Raw genomic sequence first — 22,454 nt, forward strand, 5'->3', positions numbered from 1 at the left:
AAATGCCGAAGGCCCACCCCGTGGGGGGTGGGCCTTCGGTGAAGGGTTGTCCGGCGGCGTCCTACTCTCCCACCCCGTCTCCAGGGCAGTACCATCGGCGCTGAAGGGCTTAGCTTCCGGGTTCGGTATGGGACCGGGCGTTTCCCCTTCGCTGTGACCGCCGTAACTCTGTCGAACTCGACCTTCCCTGGGTGCCACCCGCCGTGTTGTGGGGGGTGGTGGGGTTGGTGGTTCGGGAACCGCACAGTGGACGCGTTGCAAGAGTGTGTTGGTGTTGAAGTTGTCGGCTGATTAGTACCGGTCAGCTGCACGGGTCGTTGGTCCCCGTTTCCACGTCCGGCCTATCTACCCAGTGTTCTGCTGGGTGCCTCTCACCCCGTAGGGTATGGAAACCTCATCTTGAAGCAGGCTTCCCGCTTAGATGCTTTCAGCGGTTATCCCTTCCGAACGTAGCCAACCAGCGGTGCTCCTGGCGGAACAACTGGCACACCAGAGGTTCGTCCGTCCCGGTCCTCTCGTACTAGGGACAGCCCTTCTCAAGTTTCCTGCGCGCGCAGCGGATAGGGACCGAACTGTCTCACGACGTTCTAAACCCAGCTCGCGTACCGCTTTAATGGGCGAACAGCCCAACCCTTGGGACCTACTCCAGCCCCAGGATGCGACGAGCCGACATCGAGGTGCCAAACCATGCCGTCGATATGGACTCTTGGGCAAGATCAGCCTGTTATCCCCGGGGTACCTTTTATCCGTTGAGCGACGGCGCTTCCACAAGCCACCGCCGGATCACTAGTTCCGACTTTCGTCCCTGCTCGACCTGTCAGTCTCACAGTCAAGCTCCCTTGTGCACTTGCACTCGACACCTGATTGCCAACCAGGCTGAGGGAACCTTTGAGCGCCTCCGTTACATTTTAGGAGGCAACCGCCCCAGTTAAACTACCCACCAGGCACTGTCCCTGGTCCGGATCACGGACCGAGGTTAGACATCCGAAGCGGCCAGAGTGGTATTTCAACGTTGACTCCACCCGCACTGGCGTGCGGGTTTCACAGTCTCCCACCTATCCTACACAAGCCGCACCGAACACCAATACCAAGCTATAGTAAAGGTCCCGGGGTCTTTCCGTCCTGCTGCGCGTAACGAGCATCTTTACTCGTAGTGCAATTTCGCCGAGTTCGCGGTTGAGACAGCGGAGAAGTCGTTACGCCATTCGTGCAGGTCGGAACTTACCCGACAAGGAATTTCGCTACCTTAGGATGGTTATAGTTACCACCGCCGTTTACTGGGGCTTAAATTCTGAGCTTCACCCCGAAGGGTTGACCCGTCCTCTTAACCTTCCAGCACCGGGCAGGCGTCAGTCCGTATACATCGTCTTGCGACTTCGCACGGACCTGTGTTTTTAGTAAACAGTCGCTTCTCCCTGGTCTCTGCGGCCGTCCACGCTTCCCCGGGCTAGCCGGTTCACGTTTCGGGCCCCCCTTCTCCCGAAGTTACGGGGGCATTTTGCCGAGTTCCTTAACCACGATTCGCTCGATCGCCTTGGTATTCTCTACCTGACCACCTGAGTCGGTTTGGGGTACGGGCGGCTAGAACCTCGCGCCGAGGCTTTTCTTGGCAGCATAGGATCACCCGTTTCGCGCATACGCGCTCACTATCAGCTCTCAGCCTTCGTGTCGGGCGGATTTGCCTACCCGACGGCCTACAGCCTTGGACGTGGACTACCATCGCCACGCCGGGCTACCTTCCTGCGTCACCCCTGTTAATACGCTTACCTACTACCGGTTCGGGTCCCGCGCGCCCCTGTCCGGTGACCCCGAAGGGTCGGTGGACAGGTTTGGGCGGTTAGCATCACCGGGCTCGGTATGGGCGGTTCTTCGCCGGTAGGAGAATATCAACTCCTTGTCCATCGACTACGCCTGTCGGCCTCGCCTTAGGTCCCGACTTACCCAGGGCGGATTAACCTGGCCCTGGAACCCTTGGTCATTCGGCGGACGGGTTTCTCACCCGTCATTCGCTACTCATGCCTGCATTCTCACTCGTGTGGCCTCCACCGCTGGGTTCCCCCGCGGCTTCACCGGCCACACGACGCTCCCCTACCCACCTGCGCCTCTGGACCACGAAGGCCTGAGTTACGCGCAGATGCCACGGCTTCGGCGGTGTACTTGAGCCCCGCTACATTGTCGGCGCGGAATCACTTGACCAGTGAGCTATTACGCACTCTTTCAAGGGTGGCTGCTTCTAAGCCAACCTCCTGGTTGTCTGTGCAACTCCACATCCTTTCCCACTTAGCACACGCTTGGGGGCCTTAGCCGGTGGTCTGGGCTGTTTCCCTCTCGACTACGGAGCTTATCCCCCGCAGTCTCACTGCCACGCTTCCACTTACCGGCATTCGGAGTTTGGCTGACGTCAGTAACCTTGTAGGGCCCATCGGCCATCCAGTAGCTCTACCTCCGGCAAGAAACACGTGACGCTGCACCTAAATGCATTTCGGGGAGAACCAGCTATCACGAAGTTTGATTGGCCTTTCACCCCTAACCACAGGTCATCCCCCAGGTTTTCAACCCTGGTGGGTTCGGTCCTCCACGCGGTCTTACCCGCGCTTCAACCTGCCCATGGCTAGATCACTTCGCTTCGGGTCTAGACCCAGCGACTATGGACGCCCTGTTCGGACTCGCTTTCGCTACGGCTTCCCCACACGGGTTAACCTCGCCACTGAGCACTAACTCGCAGGCTCATTCTTCAAAAGGCACGCTGTCACCCCAACCAAGGAGGCTCCAACGGATTGTAGGCACACGGTTTCAGGTACTATTTCACTCCCCTCCCGGGGTACTTTTCACCTTTCCCTCACGGTACTGGTCCGCTATCGGTCACTAGGTAGTATTTAGGCTTAGCAAGTGGTCTTGCCAGATTCACACGAGATTTCACGGGCCCCGTGCTACTTGGGATCCCCTTCGGGAGGCCGCACCATTTCGTCTACCGGACTCGCACCGTCTGTGGTCCGCCTTTCAATGCGGTTCGACTATGACACGGCTTTCTGACTCCCTGGTGGACTGTCAGATCCACCAGAAGGGTCCCACAACCCCGGACACGCAACGCCTGACAGCTTTACCACGCGCCCGGTTTGGCCTCATCCGCTTTCGCTCGCCACTACTCACGGAATATCTCTTCCTGCCGGTACTGAGATGTTTCACTTCCCGGCGTTCCCTCCACACACCCTATATATTCAGGTGCAGGTCGCACGACATGACTCGTACGGGGTTCCCCCATTCGGAAACCCTCGGATCACAGCTCGTTTGCCAGCTCCCCGAGGCTTATCGCAGGCTACGACGTCCTTCTTCGGCTCCTAGTGCCAAGGCATCCACCCTGTGCCCTTAAAAACTTCGACACACACACTACAATCTATTCGCAGAGACCAAGAACAAAAACCACGGACACACCCGAGGGCGACGTCCGAGCTTTTTGCATCTTGATCACTTCAAAGATGCTCGCGTCCACTGTGCAGTTCTCAAACAACCAACGACCCCGACCCGCACAGACCCGCCTACCCACCAAGACCAGCTCGGCGAGCGGTTCGCGATCCACGGACCGACCCGTACCAGGCACCACCACGACCGTGGCCGGTGACCTGAGGACCCAACAGTGTGCTCGACAAGCCCCGGACCCACCCGCGATGTTCCACCACACCACCACCAGCCCGCACACCAGCCCCCCGAAGAGAACCAGCACACGAGCACGGGCGACGCAGGTACTGACACCAGCGAGACCGACGCTCTTTCGTCAATGTTCCACCCATGAGCAACCACCCCCACACGCGAACGGCGTGGGCCGTGGCCACCACACACCCCACCCACCCCCCGAAGAGGCCAGGCACCGGCGTGCGTTGAAGCTCCTTAGAAAGGAGGTGATCCAGCCGCACCTTCCGGTACGGCTACCTTGTTACGACTTAGTCCCAATCGCCAGTCCCACCTTCGACCACTCCCCCCGGCGAACCGGTTGGGCCATGGGCTTCGGGTGTTACCGACTTTCGTGACTTGACGGGCGGTGTGTACAAGGCCCGGGAACGTATTCACCGCAGCGTTGCTGATCTGCGATTACTAGCGACTCCGACTTCATGGGGTCGAGTTGCAGACCCCAATCCGAACTGAGACCGGCTTTTTGGGATTCGCTCCACCTTACGGTATCGCAGCCCTTTGTACCGGCCATTGTAGCATGCGTGAAGCCCAAGACATAAGGGGCATGATGATTTGACGTCATCCCCACCTTCCTCCGAGTTGACCCCGGCAGTCTCCCATGAGTCCCCGGCATAACCCGCTGGCAACATGGGACGAGGGTTGCGCTCGTTGCGGGACTTAACCCAACATCTCACGACACGAGCTGACGACAACCATGCACCACCTGTGCACGAGTGTCCAAAGAGACCACCATCTCTGGTGGCTTCCCGTGCATGTCAAGCCTTGGTAAGGTTCTTCGCGTTGCATCGAATTAATCCGCATGCTCCGCCGCTTGTGCGGGCCCCCGTCAATTCCTTTGAGTTTTAGCCTTGCGGCCGTACTCCCCAGGCGGGGCACTTAATGCGTTTGCTGCGGCACGGAACTCGTGGAATGAGCCCCACACCTAGTGCCCAACGTTTACGGCATGGACTACCAGGGTATCTAATCCTGTTCGCTCCCCATGCTTTCGCTCCTCAGCGTCAGTTGCGGCCCAGAGACCTGCCTTCGCCATCGGTGTTCCTCCTGATATCTGCGCATTCCACCGCTACACCAGGAATTCCAGTCTCCCCTACCGCACTCTAGTCTGCCCGTACCCGATGCAAGCTCGAGGTTGAGCCTCGAGTTTTCACACCAGACGCGACAAACCGCCTACGAGCTCTTTACGCCCAATAATTCCGGACAACGCTTGCGCCCTACGTATTACCGCGGCTGCTGGCACGTAGTTAGCCGGCGCTTCTTCTGCAGGTACCGTCACTTGCGCTTCTTCCCTGCTGAAAGAGGTTTACAACCCGAAGGCCGTCATCCCTCACGCGGCGTCGCTGCATCAGGCTTTCGCCCATTGTGCAATATTCCCCACTGCTGCCTCCCGTAGGAGTCTGGGCCGTGTCTCAGTCCCAGTGTGGCCGGTCGCCCTCTCAGGCCGGCTACCCGTCGTCGCCTTGGTAGGCCATCACCCCACCAACAAGCTGATAGGCCGCGAGCCCATCCCTGACCGAAAAACTTTCCAACCACCCCCATGCGAGGACGGCTCATATCCGGTATTAGCCCCGGTTTCCCGGAGTTATCCCGAAGTCAGGGGCAGGTTACTCACGTGTTACTCACCCGTTCGCCACTAATCAACCCAGCAAGCTGGGCATCATCGTTCGACTTGCATGTGTTAAGCACGCCGCCAGCGTTCGTCCTGAGCCAGGATCAAACTCTCCGTAAATGAACAACGCCCACCACCAGGCAAACCCAGCAGTGAACAATCCATACGAAGCGAACCCCCAAAAGAGGTTCACAAAACTGGCCTACAAACGAAAAACAATCTGACGATCATTCTCCGAAATCAACCAAAGGAATCCTCAGACACAACCAGACCAACCACCCGGACGGGCGATCCAGCCAGCCATGCCCACGAGGACAAAAATTGGCATTGACTAACAAGCACACTGTTGAGTTCTCAAACAACCGACACACACCGCCTCCGGTCGTCTCCGACCTTTGCGCGGGGCTTTCGTTATCCAGCCTACCAGACCCGGACCTTCGTCCCGAACCCGGTCGAAACCGGAAATTCGTTCAGAATGACCTCTTGTCTGGCCCCCGAACTGTACCGCAGGCGCAGCATGCTGCACTCACGTCCAGAAGAAAGGGGATTCGCCTGCGGGACCAGCCACTTCGCGTCTGCTCCGAAGAGCTACGCCGTGGTGTCTGTTCCTCCCTGCCGGGCGACCTCGAGAACATTACGCGGCGCAGCGGGCGCGGTCAACCGCGCTCGTCGTGACCCCGCTCACCCGGCTCACGCTCCTCGCGCGGCCCGTCCCCGGCCCCACCCGGGCCACCGGCGAGGCGCGCCGCGACCTGCCGCGCGGCGTCGTGCAGCTCCTGCGGCCCCACGACCGTCACGGGGACGTCGAACATGCCGAACCAGGCCGCGAGCCCGCCCCAGGACCACGAGCCGGCGGTCACCCGGCAGCGGTCCTGCCCGAGCGGCTCGACCACCCCCGCGTCCCCGACCCACGGCGCGAGGTCGTCCGCGCTCGCACCGAGCTCGGCCGTGCCGCGGACGGGCCACGCGGGACGCGAGAACGCCTGCGACACGTAGGTCGCGACGTCGGGCGCCGGAAGGTCGCGCGGCCGGAACCGCGGGCCGTCGCCCGACCGCGGGGCCATCCGGTCCACCCGGAACGTGCGCCAGTCGTCGCGATCGAGGTCCCACGCCACGAGGTACCACCGACCACCCCACGTGACCAGGTGGTGCGGCTCGACCCGGCGCGGCGGACGGAAGCCCGCGGAGTCCGGGGCGCCCACCGGGCGCAGGACCTCCCCCGACCCTCCGTCGTAGTCGAAGCGCACCACGCGCCGCTCGCGTGCGGCCGTGCCGATCGCCACGAGGACGTCCGGGCGCACCGCCGGACGCTCGGACTCCCGGCCGCGCGGGACCGCCGTCACCTCGAGCGCGTCGATCCGTCCGCGCAGCCGGGCCGGCATCACCTGGCGGATCGTCGCGAGCGCACGGGCCGCCGCGTCCTCGACGCCCGGGAGGCTCGCTGTCCGCAGGGCGAGCGCCACGGCGACGGCCTGCTCGTTGTCGAACAACAGCGGCGGGAGGTCGACGCCCGCGTCGAGGCGGTACCCGCCGTCCGGTCCTTTCGTGGCCTGGACGGGGTAGCCCAGCTCGCGCAGCCGGTCGACGTCGCGCCGGACCGTCCGTGGGCTGACGTCCAGGCGCTCCGCGAGGGTCGGACCCGGCCAGTCGCGCCGCGCCTGGAGGAGGGAGAGCAGCCTGAGGAGTCGTCCGGAGGTCTCGAGCATGTCCTCAGAGTCGCACACGGTAGAGGCCAGAACCTGACCGCTACCCGGAGCAGAGTGGTCCCAGCCGGTGCGGAACCGGCAGGTTCACCGATCCGCCCCAGACCACCACCAGCCCCGGAGGACATCGTGATCCGTACCCGAGCCCTGACGAAGGACTTCCCCGTCGGGCGCGACGCGAGCAGGACCGTGCACGCCGTGCGCGGCATCGACCTCGACGTCGCGCCCGGCGAGCTCGTCGCCGTCCTCGGCCCCAACGGCGCCGGCAAGACGACGACGCTGCGCATGCTCACGACGCTGATCCGTCCGACCTCGGGCACGGCGACGGTCGCCGGGCTCGACGTGGTCGCGCAGCCGGACGCCGTCCGCCGCAGCATCGGCTACGTCGGGCAGGGGAACGCGGCCGGTCACGGCCAGCGTGCCGTCGACGAGCTCGTGAGCCAGGCGCGCATCCACGGTCTCGACCGGCGCGCCGCCCGGCGCCGCGCCGACGAGCTGCTCGACGTGCTCGAGCTCACCGCGCAGCGCACGCGCAAGGTCTCCGACCTCTCGGGCGGGCAGCGGCGCCGCCTCGACGTCGCGATGGGCCTCGTGCACTCCCCCGCGCTGCTCTTCCTCGACGAGCCGACGACCGGGCTCGACCCCCACAACCGCGCGAACCTGTGGGAGCACGTCGGCCGGGTGCGCGCCGACGCCGTCGCGACGACGGGCGCGCCCATGACCGTCGTCCTCACGACCCACTACCTCGACGAGGCGGACACGATGGCCGAGCGCGTCGTCGTGGTCGACCACGGCGAGGTCATCGCGGACGACACCGCCGCGAAGCTCAAGGCCGACCTCGCGGGTGATCGCGTCGTCGTCGCCGTGAAGGGTGCCGGGCCCGACGCCGCAGCCCGCCTCGCGGAGGTCGCCGCCCGGGTCGACGGGTTCCGGGAGGTGCTCGCCCGGGACGGGTCCCAGGTGACCGTTCGCGCGGAGCGGGGCGACGCGTACCTCCCGCGTCTCCTGCGCGCGGCGGACGCCGCGGGCATCCCGGCCACGACGGCGCACGTCCACCGCCCGACGCTCGACGACGTCTTCCTCGCGCTCACCGGCCGCAGCCTCCGCGAGGCCGGAGCCGCCGACCCGGCCGCGGGCGCGCCGACAACCGATCCCGCCGGGACGACGCCGCCCACCGACACCGCCGGGACGACGTCCCGGTCCACCGAGAGGACCGCAGCATGAGCACCGTCGACACCCGCACCGACGTCCCTGCCGGCCAGCCCGCACCCGCACCGGCCCCCGCGCCGTCGCGCCGCCACGTCGTCCGCGACACCGGCATCGTCCTCGCGCGCGAGCTGCGGCCCGTGGTGCGCGACCCGTTCTCCGTCGTGTTCGGCCTCGTGCAGCCGCTCGTCTTCCTCGGGCTGTTCGGCCCGCTGCTCGTGGGCTCTCTCGGGGGCTCCGAGGTGCTCGGCGGGAGCGTCTGGCAGTGGTTCGTCCCGTCGATCCTCGTCATGACCACGCTGTTCGGCACGTCCGCGACGGGCTCGAACCTGCTGTTCGAGCTCCAGACGGGTGCGCACGAGCGCATGCTCGTCGCACCGCTGTCCCGGTCCTCGCTGCTCGTCGGGCGGGCGCTCAAGGAGATGGTGCCGATCGTCGCGCAGTCGGTGATCGTCGTGCTCGTCATGCTGCCGTTCGGGTTCGAGCTGCACCTCGCCGGCGCCGTCCTGGGCCTCCTGCTGCTCGCGGTGCTCGGCGTCGGGATCGGCGCGCTGTCCTACGCGCTCGCCCTCGCGGTGCGCAAGCAGGACTGGATGTTCTGGATGGTCCAGCAGACCCTGCTGTTCCCGCTCATGCTCCTGTCCGGGATGCTGCTGCCGCTCGAGTCCGGGCCGCGCTGGATGCAGGTCGCCGCCTCGGTGAACCCGCTGAAGTACGTCGTCGACGCCGAGCGGGCGCTGTTCGCGGGCGACCTCGGCGCGACCGCGGTCGCCTGGGGGTGGGTCGCCGCCGTGGTGACGGCCGTCGTCGGCCTGGTCGTCGGGATCCGCTCGATGGTCACGTCGGCGGACTGAGACCGGTCAGGCGTGGTGGGCGCGGAACGCGTCGGTGAGCGAGGGGCCGTCGTCGCCGAGGCGCCACACGCTCCAGCCGTCCGCCGTCGCGGTCCCCGAGGCCGCGACGGCGGCGAGGTCGGGGTGCCGGTAGCGGGCACCGTCGGCCAGCTCGATGAAGCCGTCGGGCTGCAGGACGGCCTCGAACCGCTGGCCCCGGCGCGGACGCGACCACACGAGGTGGCGCGGGCTGCCCAGCGTGCGGGCGAGCGCCACGAGGTCCGGGTCGTCGTCGGGTCCGAGCGGGAGATCCACGGGGGGCGCAGGGACCGGGGCGACCTCGCGACCGACGAGGGGATCCTGGTCGAGAGCGGCCGGAGGCTGGTAGGACAGCGGGTCGTAGGAACGCTCCGCCGCCGGGGGGTGCTGCTGGCCGTACTCGTGCGTGAGGATCGACTCACGCGTGCGGACCGACTCGCGCGTGCGCACCGACTCGCGCGTGAGGATCGAGGTCCGCGGCACGCGGGTGTCGTCGCCGCTGCCGGCGGGCCGCCGGTCCGCCCACGTGCTCGGCTCGTCCGACCACGTGCGCTGCTCGGGCGCGGGACGTGCCGTCAACGGGTCCTCGACGGGGACGAAGTCGAGGATCGGCAGCCCGTCCTCGGCGGCGGGCCCGCCCAGCGGGATCTCGAGCGGCACGGGCGCGAGCTGACCGGTGACGTCGGCGGACGACGGCGTCGACCCGTACGTCGTGCTCGACTCGAGCTCGCGACGCCGCTCCGCGCGCGAGCGTGCCTGCTGCGTCACCACGGGAAACTTGCCGGTCAGGGCTCGGCCCACGGCGACGCCGTCCGCGAAGTCGGAGGCGGGCGCCGTCTCCCGGGCGCGCACGGGCGCTCGTTCGGGCGTCGGGGGTGTCTCGGGACGGCCGACCGCGAGCGGCGACACGTCGACGAAGCGCCGGCCGTCGGCTCCGTGCACGACACCGAGCCGCAGCACCGCGACCGGCGACCCCGGCTGGCGCAGGAAGTCGAGCGCGTCCTCGATGCCCGGCGCGGCGCTCGAGCAGATGACGATCAGCCGCGCGCCCGTCGTGCGCGCCGTGGCCTGCGACCGTGTCAGCGGCACGTTGTCGTAGAACGCGGCGACGTCCTGCTGGAACCGCGACGCCCCGCCCGTGTACCGGGCGGCCAGCTCGGCGCGGGTGAGGCGTCCGGCCCGGCCCGCGTGGTTCAGCGCAGCGGTCAGGGCGCTCTCCGTGAGCTCGGCCGTCACCTCGATGACCACCGGCAGCCCGGCCGCGTCGAGCGCGAGGAGGTGTGGCTCGTCGTCGGACGTCCCCTGCTTGACGGGGAAGATCTGCTCCCCGAGCAGGCTGTCGAGGTTGCCGTCGACCACGCGCTGCGCGTCGGTCCCGAAGGCGCCGGCCGGCTGGGGCGGCTGGACGAGCAACGGACGCTCGGCGTCCACCTCGAAGAGGGGCATCGGGGGGTCTCCTGCTGCATTGCGGAACGCGACCGGGGCGGGGTCGTTTGCCGCTTAGCCTACGTCGCCGGTCAAGTCCCGCGAACAGCCCGAACCCGTACGGTTCGGGCGCCGGGATGTGCGCAGGTCAGGCGGGCCCGGGCTGCTCCTCGTCGGCCGCCAGGCGTTCCTCGACGCGCTCGACTTTGCCCGTGAGCTCGCCGGTCCGACCGGGCCGGATGTCGGCCTTGACGACCAACGACACCCGGTGCCCGCCGGCCCCCACCGCCTCCGTGGCCCGCTGGATGACGGGCATGACCTCGTCCCAGTCCCCCTCGATCTCGGTGAACATCGACGTGGTGCGGTTCGGCAGGCCCGACTCGCGGACGATGCGGACGGCCTCGGCGACGGAGTCCGCGACGGACTCGCCGGCACCGAGCGGGGCGACGGAGAAGGCGAAGACGGCCATGGGCCCCATGGTGGCACGTAGGCTCGGTCCGTGACCCAGGACGTGACGACCGACGCGGTGACCGTGCTGGCCGGAGGGGTCGGCGGCGCCCGGCTCGCCCACGGCCTGGACCTCGCGGGAGCGGACCTCACGGTCGTCGTCAACGTCGCCGACGACGTCGAGCTCCACGGCCTCGCGATCTCGCCCGACCTCGACACCGTGACCTACACGCTCGCCGGTCTGGCCGACGAGGAGCGCGGCTGGGGCGTGGTCGGCGAGACGTACGCGACGCTCGAGGCGATGGGCCGGCTCGGCGAGGACACGTGGTTCACGCTCGGCGACAAGGACCTCGCGACGCACGTCGTGCGCACCGCGCGCCTGCGCGCGGGGGCGCCGCTGTCCGCGGTGACCGCCGAGCTCACGCGCGCGCTCGGCGTCCGGGCGCGCGTCGTCCCCGTGACCGACGACCGCGTGGCGACGCTCGTCGACACGCCCGGCGGGCGGCTCGGCTTCCAGGAGTACTTCGTGGGTCGGCACCACGCGGACGACGTCGTGGGTCTCGTCTACGACGGCATCGAGGCCGCGCGGCCCGCGCCCGGTGTCGTCGCGGCGGTGCGCGACGCCGCGGTGGTCGTGGTCGCGCCGTCGAACCCGTTCCTGTCCGTCGCGCCCGTGCTCGGCGTGCCCGGTGTGCGCGAGGCGCTCGTCGGGTCGCGTGCGCACCGCGTCGCGGTCAGCCCGATCGTCGGCGGGCGGGCGATCAAGGGGCCCGCGGCGCAGATGCTCGCGACGCTCGGCCACGAGGTGTCCGCGCTCGGCGTCGCGCGTCTCTACACGGGCCTCGTCGACCACATGGTGATCGACGAGCGCGACGCGCAGCTCGCCGAAGAGGTCGCGGAGCTCGGGCTCCGCGTCCTCGTCACCGACACCGTCATGGGGGGCGCGGAAGGCCGCGAGCGCCTCGCGCGGGAGATCCTGGCGGCGGCGCGTGGCTGACACGTCGGCGCGCGGCGAGGCGGACGAGGTGGGGGGCCGCGCGCGCGGTCCGCTCGCGGCGCCCGACGGCGCGGCGCGCCCGGCCGGACCGGGTCGCCTAGGGCGCGTGGTCGCCGTCGTGCCCCTGCGCGACGGGTCGTCGGGGAAGTCGCGCCTCGCGCACGTGCTCGACCCGGCGGCGCGCAGCCGCCTCGTCGCGATCCTCGCGCGGCACGTCGTGGCGACGCTGCTCGCCTCGGACGCGGTGGAGCGCGTGGTGGTCGTGACGTCGGACCCGCGGTTCACCTGGCGCGCGCTCCAGGGCCTCGTCGTGGAGGCGGCGAGCGCTGCGGACGACGCCGACGGCCCGCCCCTCCTCACGGACGACGCCGACCGGCTCCGCATCGTGCTGCAGCCTGCGGACCGGCCGGGACTGAACGAGGCGGTCGAGGTGGGGCGCGAGCTCGCGACCCAGGACGGCCCGGTGCGGCTGCTCGTCGCGCACGCGGACCTCCCCGCGCTCGCGACCGACGACGTCGCCGCGCTGCTCGCGGAGGACGCGCCCGTCGTCGTCGCGACCGACCGGCACCGGTCGGGCACCAACCTGCTCGTCCTCTCCGGGGACGCCGTGGTCGCGCCGAACACGACCTGGGGGCCGGATTCCGCCGCAGAACGACCCTCAGGTCGTGCTCGGCAGGGGTTCCGGTTCCGGTTCGGCGTCGACAGCCTCGCCGCGCACCTGGCCGAGGCCGAGCTCCTGGGGCTGCGGGCCGCCGTCGTGCACCGACCGGGCACGGCGACGGACCTCGACACGATCGACGACTGGGGCGAGCTGCCCGCGGAGGTGCGGGCCGCCGTCGGGCAGCACGTTCCGGGCCTGCCCACCGGCGACGCCGGCTAGCCGCCCCAGCGGCCCCGGTGCACGACGTCGTCGAGCGGCTTGCGGGCCCGACGGCGCGGCGACCCGCTCGGGCCGGCGTGGCCCGGGTGGCCGAGCGCGACGACGCCCGTCGGCGCGTACTCCCCGGGGATGCCGAACGCCTCGCGCAGCCGCGGCACCTCGCCGGGCTGCACGCCGAAGAAGCAGGCGCCGAGCCCTTCGTCGACCGCGGTCTGGAGCATGAGCAGCGACGCCATGCCCGCGTCGACGTGCCAGTACGGCACGGCCCACCGGTTCTCGTCGCGGTCGGCCCAGCCCTTGTCGTCCTCGGCGTACCGCCGCAGGTAGGCGTCCTTCGACGTGAGGACGAGGACGATCACCGGCGCGGTGCGCATGCCGTCGAGCCACGTGCTCATGTCCCGCTCGGAGTCCGCGGGCGTGGAGGCGGCCCAGAAGCGCGCGACGTCGTCGGGCTCGGTCAGGACGACGAACGCCCAGCCCTGCGCGAAGCCGGCGCTCGGCGCGCGGACGGCGTTGCGCAGCACGCGGTCCACCGAGGCGGGGTCGACGGGGTCGGCGGTGAACCGCCGGACCATGCGGCGGCGGCGCACGACGTCCTGGAACTCCATGCCTTGATGGTGTCAGGTCGAGAGGCCACCGGGGTGATCGGTCGCCCCTGACACGTGGTTCGGCACGGCGCGGTGTCGGTGGTCAGCGGTGGCGACCGCGGCCGGCGCGGCTCTGGCGCTTCGACGGGCGTCGCGCGGAGCCACGCGTCGTGCCGTCCGGCCCGTCGTTCACCGCAGCGTCCCCGAGGCACGTGACGAGCCGGTCGAGGGGTTCCGGGAACGTCGCGGCGAGCTCGGCGTCGGCCCACACTCCGCGCACCGTCTCGCGCCACGCGGGGTCTGTGTGCCGACACCGCTCGGCGACGCCCTCGCGGAGGTCTGGTCGCTCGACGACGGCGTCCTCGACCGGGCCCGCCGCGACGTGCGTCAGGAACTCGCCCTCGTCGTCGGGCGCCCGGTCGAACGCCAGGGCGACGAGTGCGTCGAGCATCGGCAAGGGGTCGGCCTCCCCCGCCACCCGGGCGTAGACCTCCTCCCAGACCTCGAACGCGGACGCGCTCTGGAGGCGCGCTGCGCGGTCGCCGGTCGAGAGCAGGAAGTACTGCAGGTAGCGCTCCGCGAGGGCCCGGGCGGCAGCGGTGTCGAGCGGTTCGAGGACCTCGTCCTCGTCGTCGTCGTCGGCCTCCCGCAGAGCGCGGACCATGCGCAGCTCCTCCAGCCGAGAGTCGCTCGGGAGCGGCTTGTGCTCGCCGGTCCGGACGAACCCCGCGCTCTCGTAGAGCGCCCGCGCGGGCTCGTTGGTCGTGGTGACCCAGAGAGCGACCCGCTGCGCGCCGAGTGATCGCGCCAGGTCGACGGCGCCCCGCACCAGCGCGGCGCCGACGCCCGCGCCCCGCGTCGCCGGGTCCACCCAGACCGAGACGAGCTCGGCCTCGTGGTCGTCCTCGGACGACGGCACGACCGTCGCGAGCCCGACGACGAGCGCTCCCGCGCGGGCGAGGAGCGTGCGACCGGCGGCGGCGCGGTCGCGCCACACGTCGTCGGCGAAGGCGACCTCGCGCGCGAGGGTCGAGCCGAACGCCGACGGCGACTCCGCGAGCGCCCGCAGTCGGACGTCGCGGAGCGCACGCCAGTCCTCGTCCCGGGCTCGTACGACGCTCGCCATGGCGCCATCGTGGCAGGACCCCGGGCCGCCGGCGCGCGACCCGGGTCCTGCACTCGCCGTCAGACCGCGTCGAGGCGGGCCCGGACCTCCGGGTCGAGGTCGAGGTCGGCCGCGCCGAGGAGCTCGTCGAGCTGCTCGACCGTGCTCGGCCCGATCACCGGGATCACCGGGTGCTCGCCGCCGAGGAGCCACGCGAGCACGACCTGGTTCGGCGTGGCGCCGGTCTGGCCAGCGACCTCGTGCAGGGTGCGGATCCGCTCGCGCGTCGACGCGTGGTCGAAGCCCTCCCACAGCGGCTTGTCGCGGCGCACGTACGCGCCCTGGAGGATCGGCGAGTACGCGACGACGGCGAGCGGCGGGCGCTCCGGCGTCCCTGTGGACGCCACGTAGTCGAGCAGCTCGTACGACGCCCAGTTGTGCCGCCCCGGCTCGGGCGTCGGGTAGGCGTACGTGAAGTTCTGCTGGACGAGCCCGTAGGGCGCGATCCCCTGACGCAGCGCCTCCTCGCGCGCCTCGACCACGCGCCACAGCGCGACGTTCGAGATGCCCGTGATCCCCACGGACCCCTCGGCCTGCAGCTTGCCGAACGCGCCGACCGTCTCCGCGAGCGGGGTGTCGAGGTCGTCGACGTGCCCGTAGAGGACGTCGAGGTGGTCGACGCCGAGGTGACGCAGGCTCTCGTGCGCCTCCCGCTCGACGACGTCCGCCGCGAGCCCCTGGAAGTTCGTCGGCTCCACGTTCTGCAGCGGCAGCGCCGGGTCCTTCTTCGCTGCGCCGAGCTTCGTCGCGAGGCGGACCTGGTCGCGCACCCCGCGGGTCGCGAGCCAGCGGCCGAGCAGGTCCTCGCTGTCCCGGCCGTAGCCGCCCCTCCAGAAGCTGTAGTTGTTCGCGGTGTCGAGGAACGTGCCGCCGGCGTCGAGGTAGCGGTCGAGGATCGCGAACGAGGTGTCCTCGTCCACCTGGGTGCCCATGTTCATCGTGCCGAGGCACAGGGTCGAGACGTCGAAGGTGGTGCGGCCGTCGCCGATGGTGCGGTAACGCATGGTGTGTCTCCCGTCGAGAGGGTGGTGCTGGTGACGTGTCCACGCTAGGGAGAGATCGGCCCGGGTGTACGGTCCGATTCCATGATGTCCGACCAGACCACTTCGCCGGGCGGGGGCCCGACGGCGGCCCTCGCCTGGGAGGCCCTGCTCGACCTGGGTGCGGGGTCGGGATCGCGCGTCGTGCGGCTCGAGCACGCGATCCGCGAGGCCGTCCGCTCGGGCCGTGTCGGCGTCGGCGCCGCGATCCCGCCCAGCCGGCAGCTCGCCGAGACGCTCGGGGTCTCCCGGTGGGTCGTCACCGAGGCCTACGGGCAGCTCGTCGCCGAGGGGTTCCTCGAAGCCCGCACGGGCTCCGCGACCCGGGTGTCCGCGGCGGCCGCGGCACGGCACGGGACGGGCATGGCGGGAGGGACGGCGCGCGCGGGTCGTGGCGGGCCTGGCGGGAGCCGCGAGGAACGAGCGGCGGATGGTAGACCCGCGCGCGCCGTCCCTCCCGCCAGGCAGCCCCCTCCTGCGCGACCTCGGTTCGACCTCGCGCCGGGCGTGCCCGACCTGCGCCACGTCCCGCGCGACGCGTGGCTGCGCGCGACGCGCGAGGTGCTCGGCTCGTCGTCCGGCACGACGTCCAACGACGACCTCGGGGCCCCCGCACCGGGCGGGCACCCGACGGCGCGGGCGGTCGTCGCGGGCCACCTGCGCCGCGCTCGCGTCGTCGCTGCTCCGGACGACGCCGTGGTGCTCGTGCACGGCGCGACCGACGGCATGGGTCGCGTGGCCACCGCGCTCGCCGCGGCCGGGCACACGCACGTGCTCGTCGAGGACCCGAGCTGGCCCGTGCTGCGCGACGTCGCCGCGCGCGCCGGGCTCACCCCTGTCCCCGTTCCCATCGACGCGGACGGCGTGGACACCACCGCGCTCGTGGCGGCGTCCGGACGGACCGGCGCGCGAGCCGCGCTGCTCACCCCGGCGCACCAGTTCCCCACCGGGACGGCGCTGACGCCGGAGCGCCGCGAGGCCGTGGTGGCGTGGGCGCGCGAGGTCGACGGCCTCGTCGTCGAGGACGACTACGACGCCGAGTTCCGCTACGACCGCCGGCCGGTCGCGGCGCTCCAGGGCCTCGACCCGGACCGGGTGCTCCTGCTGGGCTCGATCAGCAAGACCGTCTCCCCCGCGTTCGGGATCGGGTGGATGGTCGTGCCGACACGCTGGCGCGAGGCCCTGGCGCGTGCGGCGGGCCCGACGGCGGGGCCGTCCGTCGTCGAGCAGCTCACCTTCGAGCGGTTCGTCGCGAGCGGTGCGTACGACCGGCACCTGCGCGCGGCGCGGCGTCGGTATCGCAGCCGTCGTGACGCGGTGCTGGCCGCGCTCGCCCGTCATCTGCCCGCGGCCACGGTGCACGGCCTCGCCGCGGGGATGCATGCCGTCCTCGACCTGGGCGACGACGCACCCGACGCCGCGCAGGTCGCGCGCGAGGCCGCGGCACGCGACGTCGCCGTCGTGGACCTGCGCCGCTACCAGGCCACCCCCGACGCACGCTCGACCACGCTCGTGCTCGGGTACGGGAACCTCGCCGACGCCCGCGTCGACGACGCGGTGCGGCGGCTCGCCGACGCCGTGCGGGCGGCCGGAGCGGCCTAGCAGCTCTCGCCGGGGCGACGGGGCTGCCCGGCTCGTCCGCCGCGACGGCGAGGGGCTCTACCTCGGCGCCGGGGCCGGGGCGCCGTCGAGCGTGAGAAGGTCGAGCGCGGCGTCGAGGTTGGCGAGCGCCTGCGGGTGGTCGACCCGCGTGAGGAGGAAGGCCGAGACCAGCAGCGCGGTGCACAGGTCGGCGACGCGGTCGTGCTCGGCCGGGTCCCGGTCGGGGAGGCGGGCGACGACGCCGGCCCGGATCGCCGCGCGCAGCTCGGCCCGGTAGGCGGCCACGGTCTCCCGCACGACCGCGTCCTTGCCGATCGGCGCTCCCGCGGCGTTGATGAGCAGGCAGCCGCTGTCCGCCTGGACCGTGCCCGGCGCGGCGAGCGCGGCGCGCAGCCCGACGAAGTAGTCGACCACCGCGCCCGCGGACACCTCGGGTGCCGTGAGCGCCGCGAGCCGCGGACGGACGACCTCGTCGAGATAGCTGGCGACGGCGGCGTCGAACAGCCCGCGCTTGCTCCCGAACGCGTGGTAGAGGCTCGACCGGCGCAGTCCCGTGGCCCGTTCGAGGAGCGGCAGCGACGCGTCCTCGTACCCGTGCTCCCAGAAGGCGGCGCGCGCGGCGCGGACGGCATCGGTCGTGTCGAACGACTGCGGTCTACCCACCCCGGTGCTCCCTGCCATTTTTGTGAACCGTGCAGTCCAGTATAGGTTGTGTAACGCTCAGTACAGAACCCCGGCACCCGCCGGGCCGTCGAAGGGACGTGACACCGTGATCGCCGTCGGACTCGTGCTCGCCACCGCTGCGGCGGCGCTCCACGTCGTGATCTTCTACCTGGAGTCCGTCGCCTGGACGTCCCCCCGCGCCCGCGCCACGTTCGCCACGACCGCCGAGGAGGCGGAAGCCACGAAGTCGCTCGCGTTCAACCAGGGGTTCTACAACCTGTTCCTCGCGATCGTCACCGTGCTCGGCGTCGTCCTCCACGTCGCGGGCGAGACGACCGTCGGCACGACGCTCGTCCTCACGGGCACCGGGTCGATGCTCGCGGCCGCGCTCGTCCTGCTCCTCTCGTCGCGCGCGCACCGCGCGGCCGCGGTGAAGCAGGGCACGCTCCCGCTCCTCGCGGTCCTGGCGGTCGTCGTCGCCCTCGTGTCCTGACCCCCCAGAAGCCGCCACACCCGACCCCACCGGAGGCCCTCCGCATGACGTCCGCCCGCAGCACCCAGGTCCAGCTCGCCGCCCGCCCCGAGGGCTGGCCGACGCACGACGACTTCCGCACCGTCACCGTCGAGTACGGCGACCTCGCCCCCGGCGAGGTGCGCGTGGTCAACGAGTTCGTGTCCGTCGACCCGTACATGCGCGGCCGCATGAACGACGTGAAGAGCTACACCCCGCCCTTCGCGCTCGGCGAGACCATGACCGGCGGTGCGGTGGGCCGCGTCGTCGAGACGACGGTCGACGACCTCCCCGTCGGCGCGCTGGTGCTGCACCAGCACGGCTGGCGGGACGTCGTGCAGGAAGACGCCGCCGGGTTCCGCGTGGTGCCGGAGATTCCCGGCCACCCGTCGTCGGTCCACCTGGGGATCCTGGGCATGACCGGGCTGACGGCCTACGTCGGCCTCACCGCGATCGCCGGGATGCAGCCCGGCGACACCGTCCTCGTCTCGGGCGCCGCGGGCGCCGTCGGGACCGCGGCCGGGCAGATCGCCCGCCTGCTGGGTGCGTCGCGCGTCGTCGGGTCCGCCGGCGGCCCCGAGAAGGTCGAGCTCCTCACGTCGCGCTACGGCTACGACGCCGCCCTCGACTACAAGGCCGCGCCCGTGCGCGAGCAGCTCCCCGCGCTCGTGCCGGACGGCGTGGACGTGTTCTTCGACAACGTCGGCGGCGACCACCTGGAAGCCGCGCTCGATGTCATGAACGACGGCGGACGGGTCGCCCTGTGCGGGGCCATCGCCGGGTACAACACGACCGGCCGCGCCCCCGGCCCGGACAACCTGGCGAACCTCATCACGCGGGGCCTCACGCTGCGCGGCTTCACGCTCGGCGGCTACCTCGGGCTCTCCGGCGAGTTCCGCGAGCGCATGACCGGCTGGTTCGCCGAGGGGAAGATCGCCTACGACGAGACGGTCGTCGACGGCATCGACCACGCGGTCGACGCGTTCCTCGACATGATGCGCGGCGGCAACGTCGGCAAGATGGTCGTGCGCGTCGGCCCGACGCAGGGCTGACGCCCGGGGTCAGAGGCGCTCGGCGAGAAGCTCGACGAGCGCCTTGCCCTGGACCCCTGCGAGGTCGTCGGCCTGCGTGCGGCACGAGAACCCGTCCGCGAGGTACACGTCGCCCGGCTCGGCGTCACGCAGCGCGGGCAGCAGGGCGTTCTCCGCGACCGCGACCGACGTCTCGTAGTGCCCCTTCTGCATCCCGAAGTTGCCCGCGAGACCACAGCACCCGGCGAGGACCTTGATCGTGGCCCCTGCGGAGCGCAGCAGGCGCTCGTCGGCGGCGAAGCCCATGACCGAGTGCTGGTGGCAGTGCGGCTGCACGACGGCGGTCACGTCCGAGAGGTCGGGCACGCGCCACCCGGAGTCCTTGCCCGGCGCGGTGTCGACCGACGTGAGCAGCTCGGCGAGCGTGCGCGTCGCCCGGGACACCGCGACCGCGCGGGGGTCGTCGGGGAACAGGTCGACGAGGTCGGAGCGCAGGACCGCGGTGCACGACGGCTCGAGCCCCATGATCGGGATGCCGTTCACGGCGTACGGGCCGAGGACCGACAGCAGGTGCTCGAGGCGCTTGCGCGCGCCGTCGAGCTGGCCCGTGCTGATCCACGTCAGGCCGCAGCACGCCTCCTGCTCGGGGACCACGACGTCGTACCCGGCGGCGGTGAGGACCTTGACGGCCGCCTGCGGGACCGTCGGCGACATGTTGTCGCTGAACGAGTCGGTCCACAGGACGACCTTCGGACGCTCGTCGCGCGCGGGCCGGCCCGGCGCCTGGCCGATGCGCAGGCCTGGCACGCCCTGCGTCGCGCCGCCGCGCTTCCACCACGTGCGGAACGGGACCTCGGCGAACGTCGTCATCTTGCGACGCGTGTCCATACCGCCCGCCCAGAGCACGGTCTTCCCGACCGGGCGGATGCCGAAGAGCTTGTTGACGAGCCGCGGCATGCCCGTCGCGAGCCGCGCCCAGACCGGCAGCCACCCGAGCGAGTAGTGGTCGACGGGCCGCAGCTTCCCGCGGTACGTGCGGTACAGCACCTCGGACTTGTACTGCGCCATGTCGACGCCCGCCGGGCAGTCGCTCGAGCACGCCTTGCACGACAGGCACAGGTCGAGCGACTCGTGCACCTCGGGCGCGGCGAGCCCGCCGACGAGCGTGCCGTTCACGGCCTCCTGCAGGACGCGGGCGCGACCGCGCGTGACGTCCTTCTCGTCCTTCGTCGCCTGGTACGACGGGCACATGAACCCGCCCGCGGCGCTCGTGTCGGCACGACACTTGCCGACGCCGACGCAGCGGTGCACGGCCTGCGTCATGTCGCCGTGGTCGTGCGCGAACGAGAAGCCCTGGTAGCCCGCGCGGCGCGAGATCTTCCCGACCTTCGCCGGCGCCGTCGTGCCCGGCCCGCCCGCGGCGCCGACCGCCGAGAGCACGGGGTGGGCCTGCGGACGGCGCAGGTCGTCGTCGATCGCGCGCGGGCGCACGACGACGCCCGGGTTCATGACGTCCTGCGGGTCGAACAGCGCCTTGAAGCGCTCGAGGAGCGCGATGGCCTCCGGGCTGTACATCAGCGGCAGGAGCTCGGAGCGCGCGCGCCCGTCGCCGTGCTCGCCCGAGAGCGAGCCGCCGTACTTCGCGACCAGCTCGGCGGCCTCGAGCATGAACGTGCGCAGCACCGATCCCGACGCCTCCAGCGGCAGGTCGATGCGCAGGTGCACGCACCCGTCGCCGAAGTGCCCGTACGGCAGGCCGTCGACGCCGTAGCGCGCCATGAGCGCGTCGAGGTCGCGCAGGTAGGCACCGAGCTTCTCCGGCGGGACCGCCGAGTCCTCCCAGCCCGGCCACGCCTGCTCGCCCGACGGCGTGCGCCCGGCCAGGCCCGCGCCGTCGGCCCGGATCTGCCACATCTTGGTGGCCTCCGGTCCGGCCGGGAGGATCATCGTCGCCTCGCTGCCCGACGCCGCGACGATCGCCTCGGCGTTCGCCATCGCCTCCTCGGGGGTCGCGCCGCCGACCTCGACCATGAGCCAGCCCGCGCCCGGCGGCAGCGGCGGGACCGAGGCGTCGCCCTTGGCGCGGCGCACGACGTCGACCAGTCGGGCGTCGAGCCCCTCGACCGCGAGCGGGTTCAGGCCGAGGAAGGTCGGGACGTCGTCGGCCGCGGACGGCATGTCCGGGTAGCCGAGGACCACGAGCGTCGGCTTGGACGGCACGGGGACGAGCCGGACCGTGGCCTCGAGGATCGTGACGAGCGTGCCCTCGGTCCCCACGAGCGCCTTCGCGAGGTCGGAGCCGTTCTCCGGGAGGAGGTGCTCGAGCGAGTAGCCCGACACCTGGCGGCCGAAGCGACCGAACTCGGTGCGGATGAGGGCCAGGTTCTCGCGCACGAGCTCGGCGAGACCCGGGACCGCGGCGAACGTCGGGTCGCCCTTCCCGGCGGTGAAGCGCCGGCCGGTCCCGTCGACCACGTCGAGCTCGATCACGTTGTCCGCCGTGCGGCCGTACGCCACGGCGTGCGGGCCGCACGCGTTGTTGCCGATCATCCCGCCGAGCGTCGCGCGGTTCTGCGTCGAGGGGTCCGGGCCGAAGCGCAGCCCGTGCGGCGCGGCGGCCTGCTGGAGGGCCGACATCACGACCCCCGGCTCGACCCGGGCCGTGCGGGCCTCGGGGTCGACGTCGAGGACGCGGTGCACGTGGCGCGAGAAGTCGAGGACGACGCCCGGTCCGACGGAGTTTCCGGCGACCGACGTCCCGGCGCCGCGCGCCGTGATCGGGACCTCGAGCTCGCGCGCGACGTCGAGCGCGGCCACCGCGTCGTCGACGTCCTGCGGGAGCACGACGACCTCCGGGACCACGCGGTAGTTGGACGCGTCGGTGGAGTACTCGGCGCGGCGCCGGGACGACGGGTCGACGTCGCCGCGCGTCACGGTGCGCAGCGCGTCGGCGAGGGCCGCGCGGGCAGCGTCGGCGGCGCGCTCGGCCTCGCGCAGGGCCGCGGCGTGCTCGGCCTCGGCGGTGGTGACGG

Annotated in this window: 15 protein-coding genes and 3 rRNA genes; 7 read left to right on the top strand and 11 right to left on the bottom strand. The window is 70.8% G+C overall.

The features are described 5' to 3' along the window. Positions 1 to 48: 48 nt before the first annotated feature. The 4 genes from rrf to V5D56_RS00235 all read right to left on the bottom strand — a co-directional run bounded on the left by rrf (position 49) and on the right by V5D56_RS00235 (position 6,999). Positions 49 to 165, bottom strand: a 5S ribosomal RNA gene (rrf, locus tag V5D56_RS00220). Between the two features lie 106 nt (positions 166 to 271). Beyond that, positions 272 to 3,380, bottom strand: a 23S ribosomal RNA gene (locus V5D56_RS00225). A gap of 509 nt (positions 3,381 to 3,889) precedes the next feature. Then, positions 3,890 to 5,413 (bottom strand): 16S ribosomal RNA (locus V5D56_RS00230). The 16S, 23S and 5S rRNA genes sit together here, the layout of an rRNA operon. Positions 5,414 to 5,949: 536 nt before the next feature. Then, positions 5,950 to 6,999, bottom strand: coding sequence for a helix-turn-helix transcriptional regulator (locus tag V5D56_RS00235; protein WP_435737067.1), 1,050 nt, complete (start codon positions 6,997 to 6,999; stop codon positions 5,950 to 5,952). 126 nt (positions 7,000 to 7,125) lie between these two features. Between V5D56_RS00235 and V5D56_RS00240 the strand changes: the two genes are divergently transcribed. Next, complete coding sequence (locus V5D56_RS00240; RefSeq protein WP_435737068.1) at positions 7,126 to 8,220, top strand: ATP-binding cassette domain-containing protein; 1,095 nt, start codon at positions 7,126 to 7,128, stop codon at positions 8,218 to 8,220. Continuing rightward, positions 8,217 to 9,056, top strand: coding sequence for an ABC transporter permease (locus V5D56_RS00245; protein WP_435737069.1), 840 nt, complete (start codon positions 8,217 to 8,219; stop codon positions 9,054 to 9,056). The genes V5D56_RS00240 and V5D56_RS00245 overlap by 4 nt, the downstream gene beginning before the upstream one ends. A 6-nt stretch (positions 9,057 to 9,062) precedes the next feature. Here V5D56_RS00245 and V5D56_RS00250 read toward each other — a convergent pair whose 3' ends face one another. Both V5D56_RS00250 and V5D56_RS00255 read right to left on the bottom strand, forming a co-directional pair. Next, positions 9,063 to 10,520 carry a hypothetical protein gene (locus V5D56_RS00250; protein ID WP_435737070.1) on the bottom strand — a complete coding sequence of 486 codons (1,458 nt, stop codon included), beginning with the start codon at positions 10,518 to 10,520 and terminating at the stop codon, positions 9,063 to 9,065. 127 nt (positions 10,521 to 10,647) lie between these two features. Further along, positions 10,648 to 10,968 (bottom strand): MTH1187 family thiamine-binding protein, encoded by a 321-nt coding sequence (locus V5D56_RS00255; protein WP_435737071.1) that lies wholly within the window; start codon positions 10,966 to 10,968, stop codon positions 10,648 to 10,650. Between the two features lie 30 nt (positions 10,969 to 10,998). Here V5D56_RS00255 and cofD point away from each other — a divergent pair, with 30 nt between their 5' ends. Together cofD and V5D56_RS00265 are read left to right on the top strand one after the other, a co-directional pair. Continuing rightward, entirely contained in the window at positions 10,999 to 11,943 is a 945-nt protein-coding gene (gene cofD / locus V5D56_RS00260; protein ID WP_435737072.1) for a 2-phospho-L-lactate transferase, read from the top strand. Next, positions 11,936 to 12,823 (top strand): 2-phospho-L-lactate guanylyltransferase, encoded by an 888-nt coding sequence (locus tag V5D56_RS00265; protein ID WP_435737073.1) that lies wholly within the window; start codon positions 11,936 to 11,938, stop codon positions 12,821 to 12,823. Before cofD ends, V5D56_RS00265 begins: the two co-directional genes overlap by 8 nt. On the opposite strand, the gene V5D56_RS00270 is transcribed toward V5D56_RS00265, so the two are convergent. The 3 genes from V5D56_RS00270 to V5D56_RS00280 form a co-directional block, all read right to left on the bottom strand. Further along, positions 12,820 to 13,431 (bottom strand): nitroreductase family protein, encoded by a 612-nt coding sequence (locus tag V5D56_RS00270; protein ID WP_435737074.1) that lies wholly within the window; start codon positions 13,429 to 13,431, stop codon positions 12,820 to 12,822. The genes V5D56_RS00265 and V5D56_RS00270 overlap by 4 nt on opposite strands. Positions 13,432 to 13,513: 82 nt before the next feature. After that, a complete protein-coding gene (locus tag V5D56_RS00275; RefSeq protein ID WP_435737075.1) occupies positions 13,514 to 14,536 on the bottom strand; it encodes a GNAT family N-acetyltransferase in 1,023 nt (340 codons plus the stop codon). Positions 14,537 to 14,595: 59 nt separating this feature from the next. Continuing rightward, positions 14,596 to 15,579 carry an aldo/keto reductase gene (locus V5D56_RS00280; RefSeq protein ID WP_435737076.1) on the bottom strand — a complete coding sequence of 328 codons (984 nt, stop codon included), beginning with the start codon at positions 15,577 to 15,579 and terminating at the stop codon, positions 14,596 to 14,598. A gap of 81 nt (positions 15,580 to 15,660) precedes the next feature. Here V5D56_RS00280 and V5D56_RS00285 point away from each other — a divergent pair, with 81 nt between their 5' ends. Next, complete coding sequence (locus V5D56_RS00285; RefSeq protein WP_435737077.1) at positions 15,661 to 17,217, top strand: PLP-dependent aminotransferase family protein; 1,557 nt, start codon at positions 15,661 to 15,663, stop codon at positions 17,215 to 17,217. A 57-nt stretch (positions 17,218 to 17,274) separates the two neighbouring features. Here V5D56_RS00285 and V5D56_RS00290 read toward each other — a convergent pair whose 3' ends face one another. Then, a complete protein-coding gene (locus V5D56_RS00290) occupies positions 17,275 to 17,898 on the bottom strand; it encodes a TetR/AcrR family transcriptional regulator (RefSeq protein WP_435737078.1) in 624 nt (207 codons plus the stop codon). 88 nt (positions 17,899 to 17,986) lie between these two features. Between V5D56_RS00290 and V5D56_RS00295 the strand changes: the two genes are divergently transcribed. Together V5D56_RS00295 and V5D56_RS00300 are read left to right on the top strand one after the other, a co-directional pair. Beyond that, positions 17,987 to 18,373: a DUF1304 family protein gene (locus tag V5D56_RS00295; RefSeq protein ID WP_435737079.1), complete on the top strand. Its 387-nt coding sequence runs from the start codon at positions 17,987 to 17,989 to the stop codon at positions 18,371 to 18,373. A gap of 44 nt (positions 18,374 to 18,417) precedes the next feature. Further along, on the top strand, positions 18,418 to 19,443 hold the full coding sequence (locus tag V5D56_RS00300; RefSeq protein WP_435737080.1) for an NADP-dependent oxidoreductase: 1,026 nt from the start codon (positions 18,418 to 18,420) through the stop codon (positions 19,441 to 19,443). Between the two features lie 9 nt (positions 19,444 to 19,452). Here V5D56_RS00300 and V5D56_RS00305 read toward each other — a convergent pair whose 3' ends face one another. Next, entirely contained in the window at positions 19,453 to 22,419 is a 2,967-nt protein-coding gene (locus V5D56_RS00305) for an FAD-binding and (Fe-S)-binding domain-containing protein (protein ID WP_435738922.1), read from the bottom strand. Between the last annotated feature and the right edge of the window lie 35 nt (positions 22,420 to 22,454).

The sequence above is a fragment of the Cellulosimicrobium sp. PMB13 genome (assembly GCF_051294865.1).
Lineage (GTDB): Bacteria > Actinomycetota > Actinomycetes > Actinomycetales > Cellulomonadaceae > Cellulosimicrobium.

Bases quoted from the DNA above. Each gene is read 5' to 3' on its own strand.
- V5D56_RS00235 (WP_435737067.1), bottom strand. From the start codon at position 6,999: ATGCTCGAGACCTCCGGACGACTCCTCAGGCTGCTCTCCCTCCTCCAG.
- V5D56_RS00280 (WP_435737076.1), bottom strand. From the start codon at position 15,579: ATGCGTTACCGCACCATCGGCGACGGCCGCACCACCTTCGACGTCTCG.
- V5D56_RS00285 (WP_435737077.1), top strand. From the start codon at position 15,661: ATGATGTCCGACCAGACCACTTCGCCGGGCGGGGGCCCGACGGCGGCC.
- V5D56_RS00300 (WP_435737080.1), top strand. From the start codon at position 18,418: ATGACGTCCGCCCGCAGCACCCAGGTCCAGCTCGCCGCCCGCCCCGAG.
- V5D56_RS00250 (WP_435737070.1), bottom strand. From the start codon at position 10,520: ATGCCCCTCTTCGAGGTGGACGCCGAGCGTCCGTTGCTCGTCCAGCCG.
- V5D56_RS00290 (WP_435737078.1), bottom strand. From the start codon at position 17,898: ATGGCAGGGAGCACCGGGGTGGGTAGACCGCAGTCGTTCGACACGACC.
- V5D56_RS00245 (WP_435737069.1), top strand. From the start codon at position 8,217: ATGAGCACCGTCGACACCCGCACCGACGTCCCTGCCGGCCAGCCCGCA.
- V5D56_RS00255 (WP_435737071.1), bottom strand. From the start codon at position 10,968: ATGGCCGTCTTCGCCTTCTCCGTCGCCCCGCTCGGTGCCGGCGAGTCC.
- V5D56_RS00270 (WP_435737074.1), bottom strand. From the start codon at position 13,431: ATGGAGTTCCAGGACGTCGTGCGCCGCCGCCGCATGGTCCGGCGGTTC.
- V5D56_RS00275 (WP_435737075.1), bottom strand. From the start codon at position 14,536: ATGGCGAGCGTCGTACGAGCCCGGGACGAGGACTGGCGTGCGCTCCGC.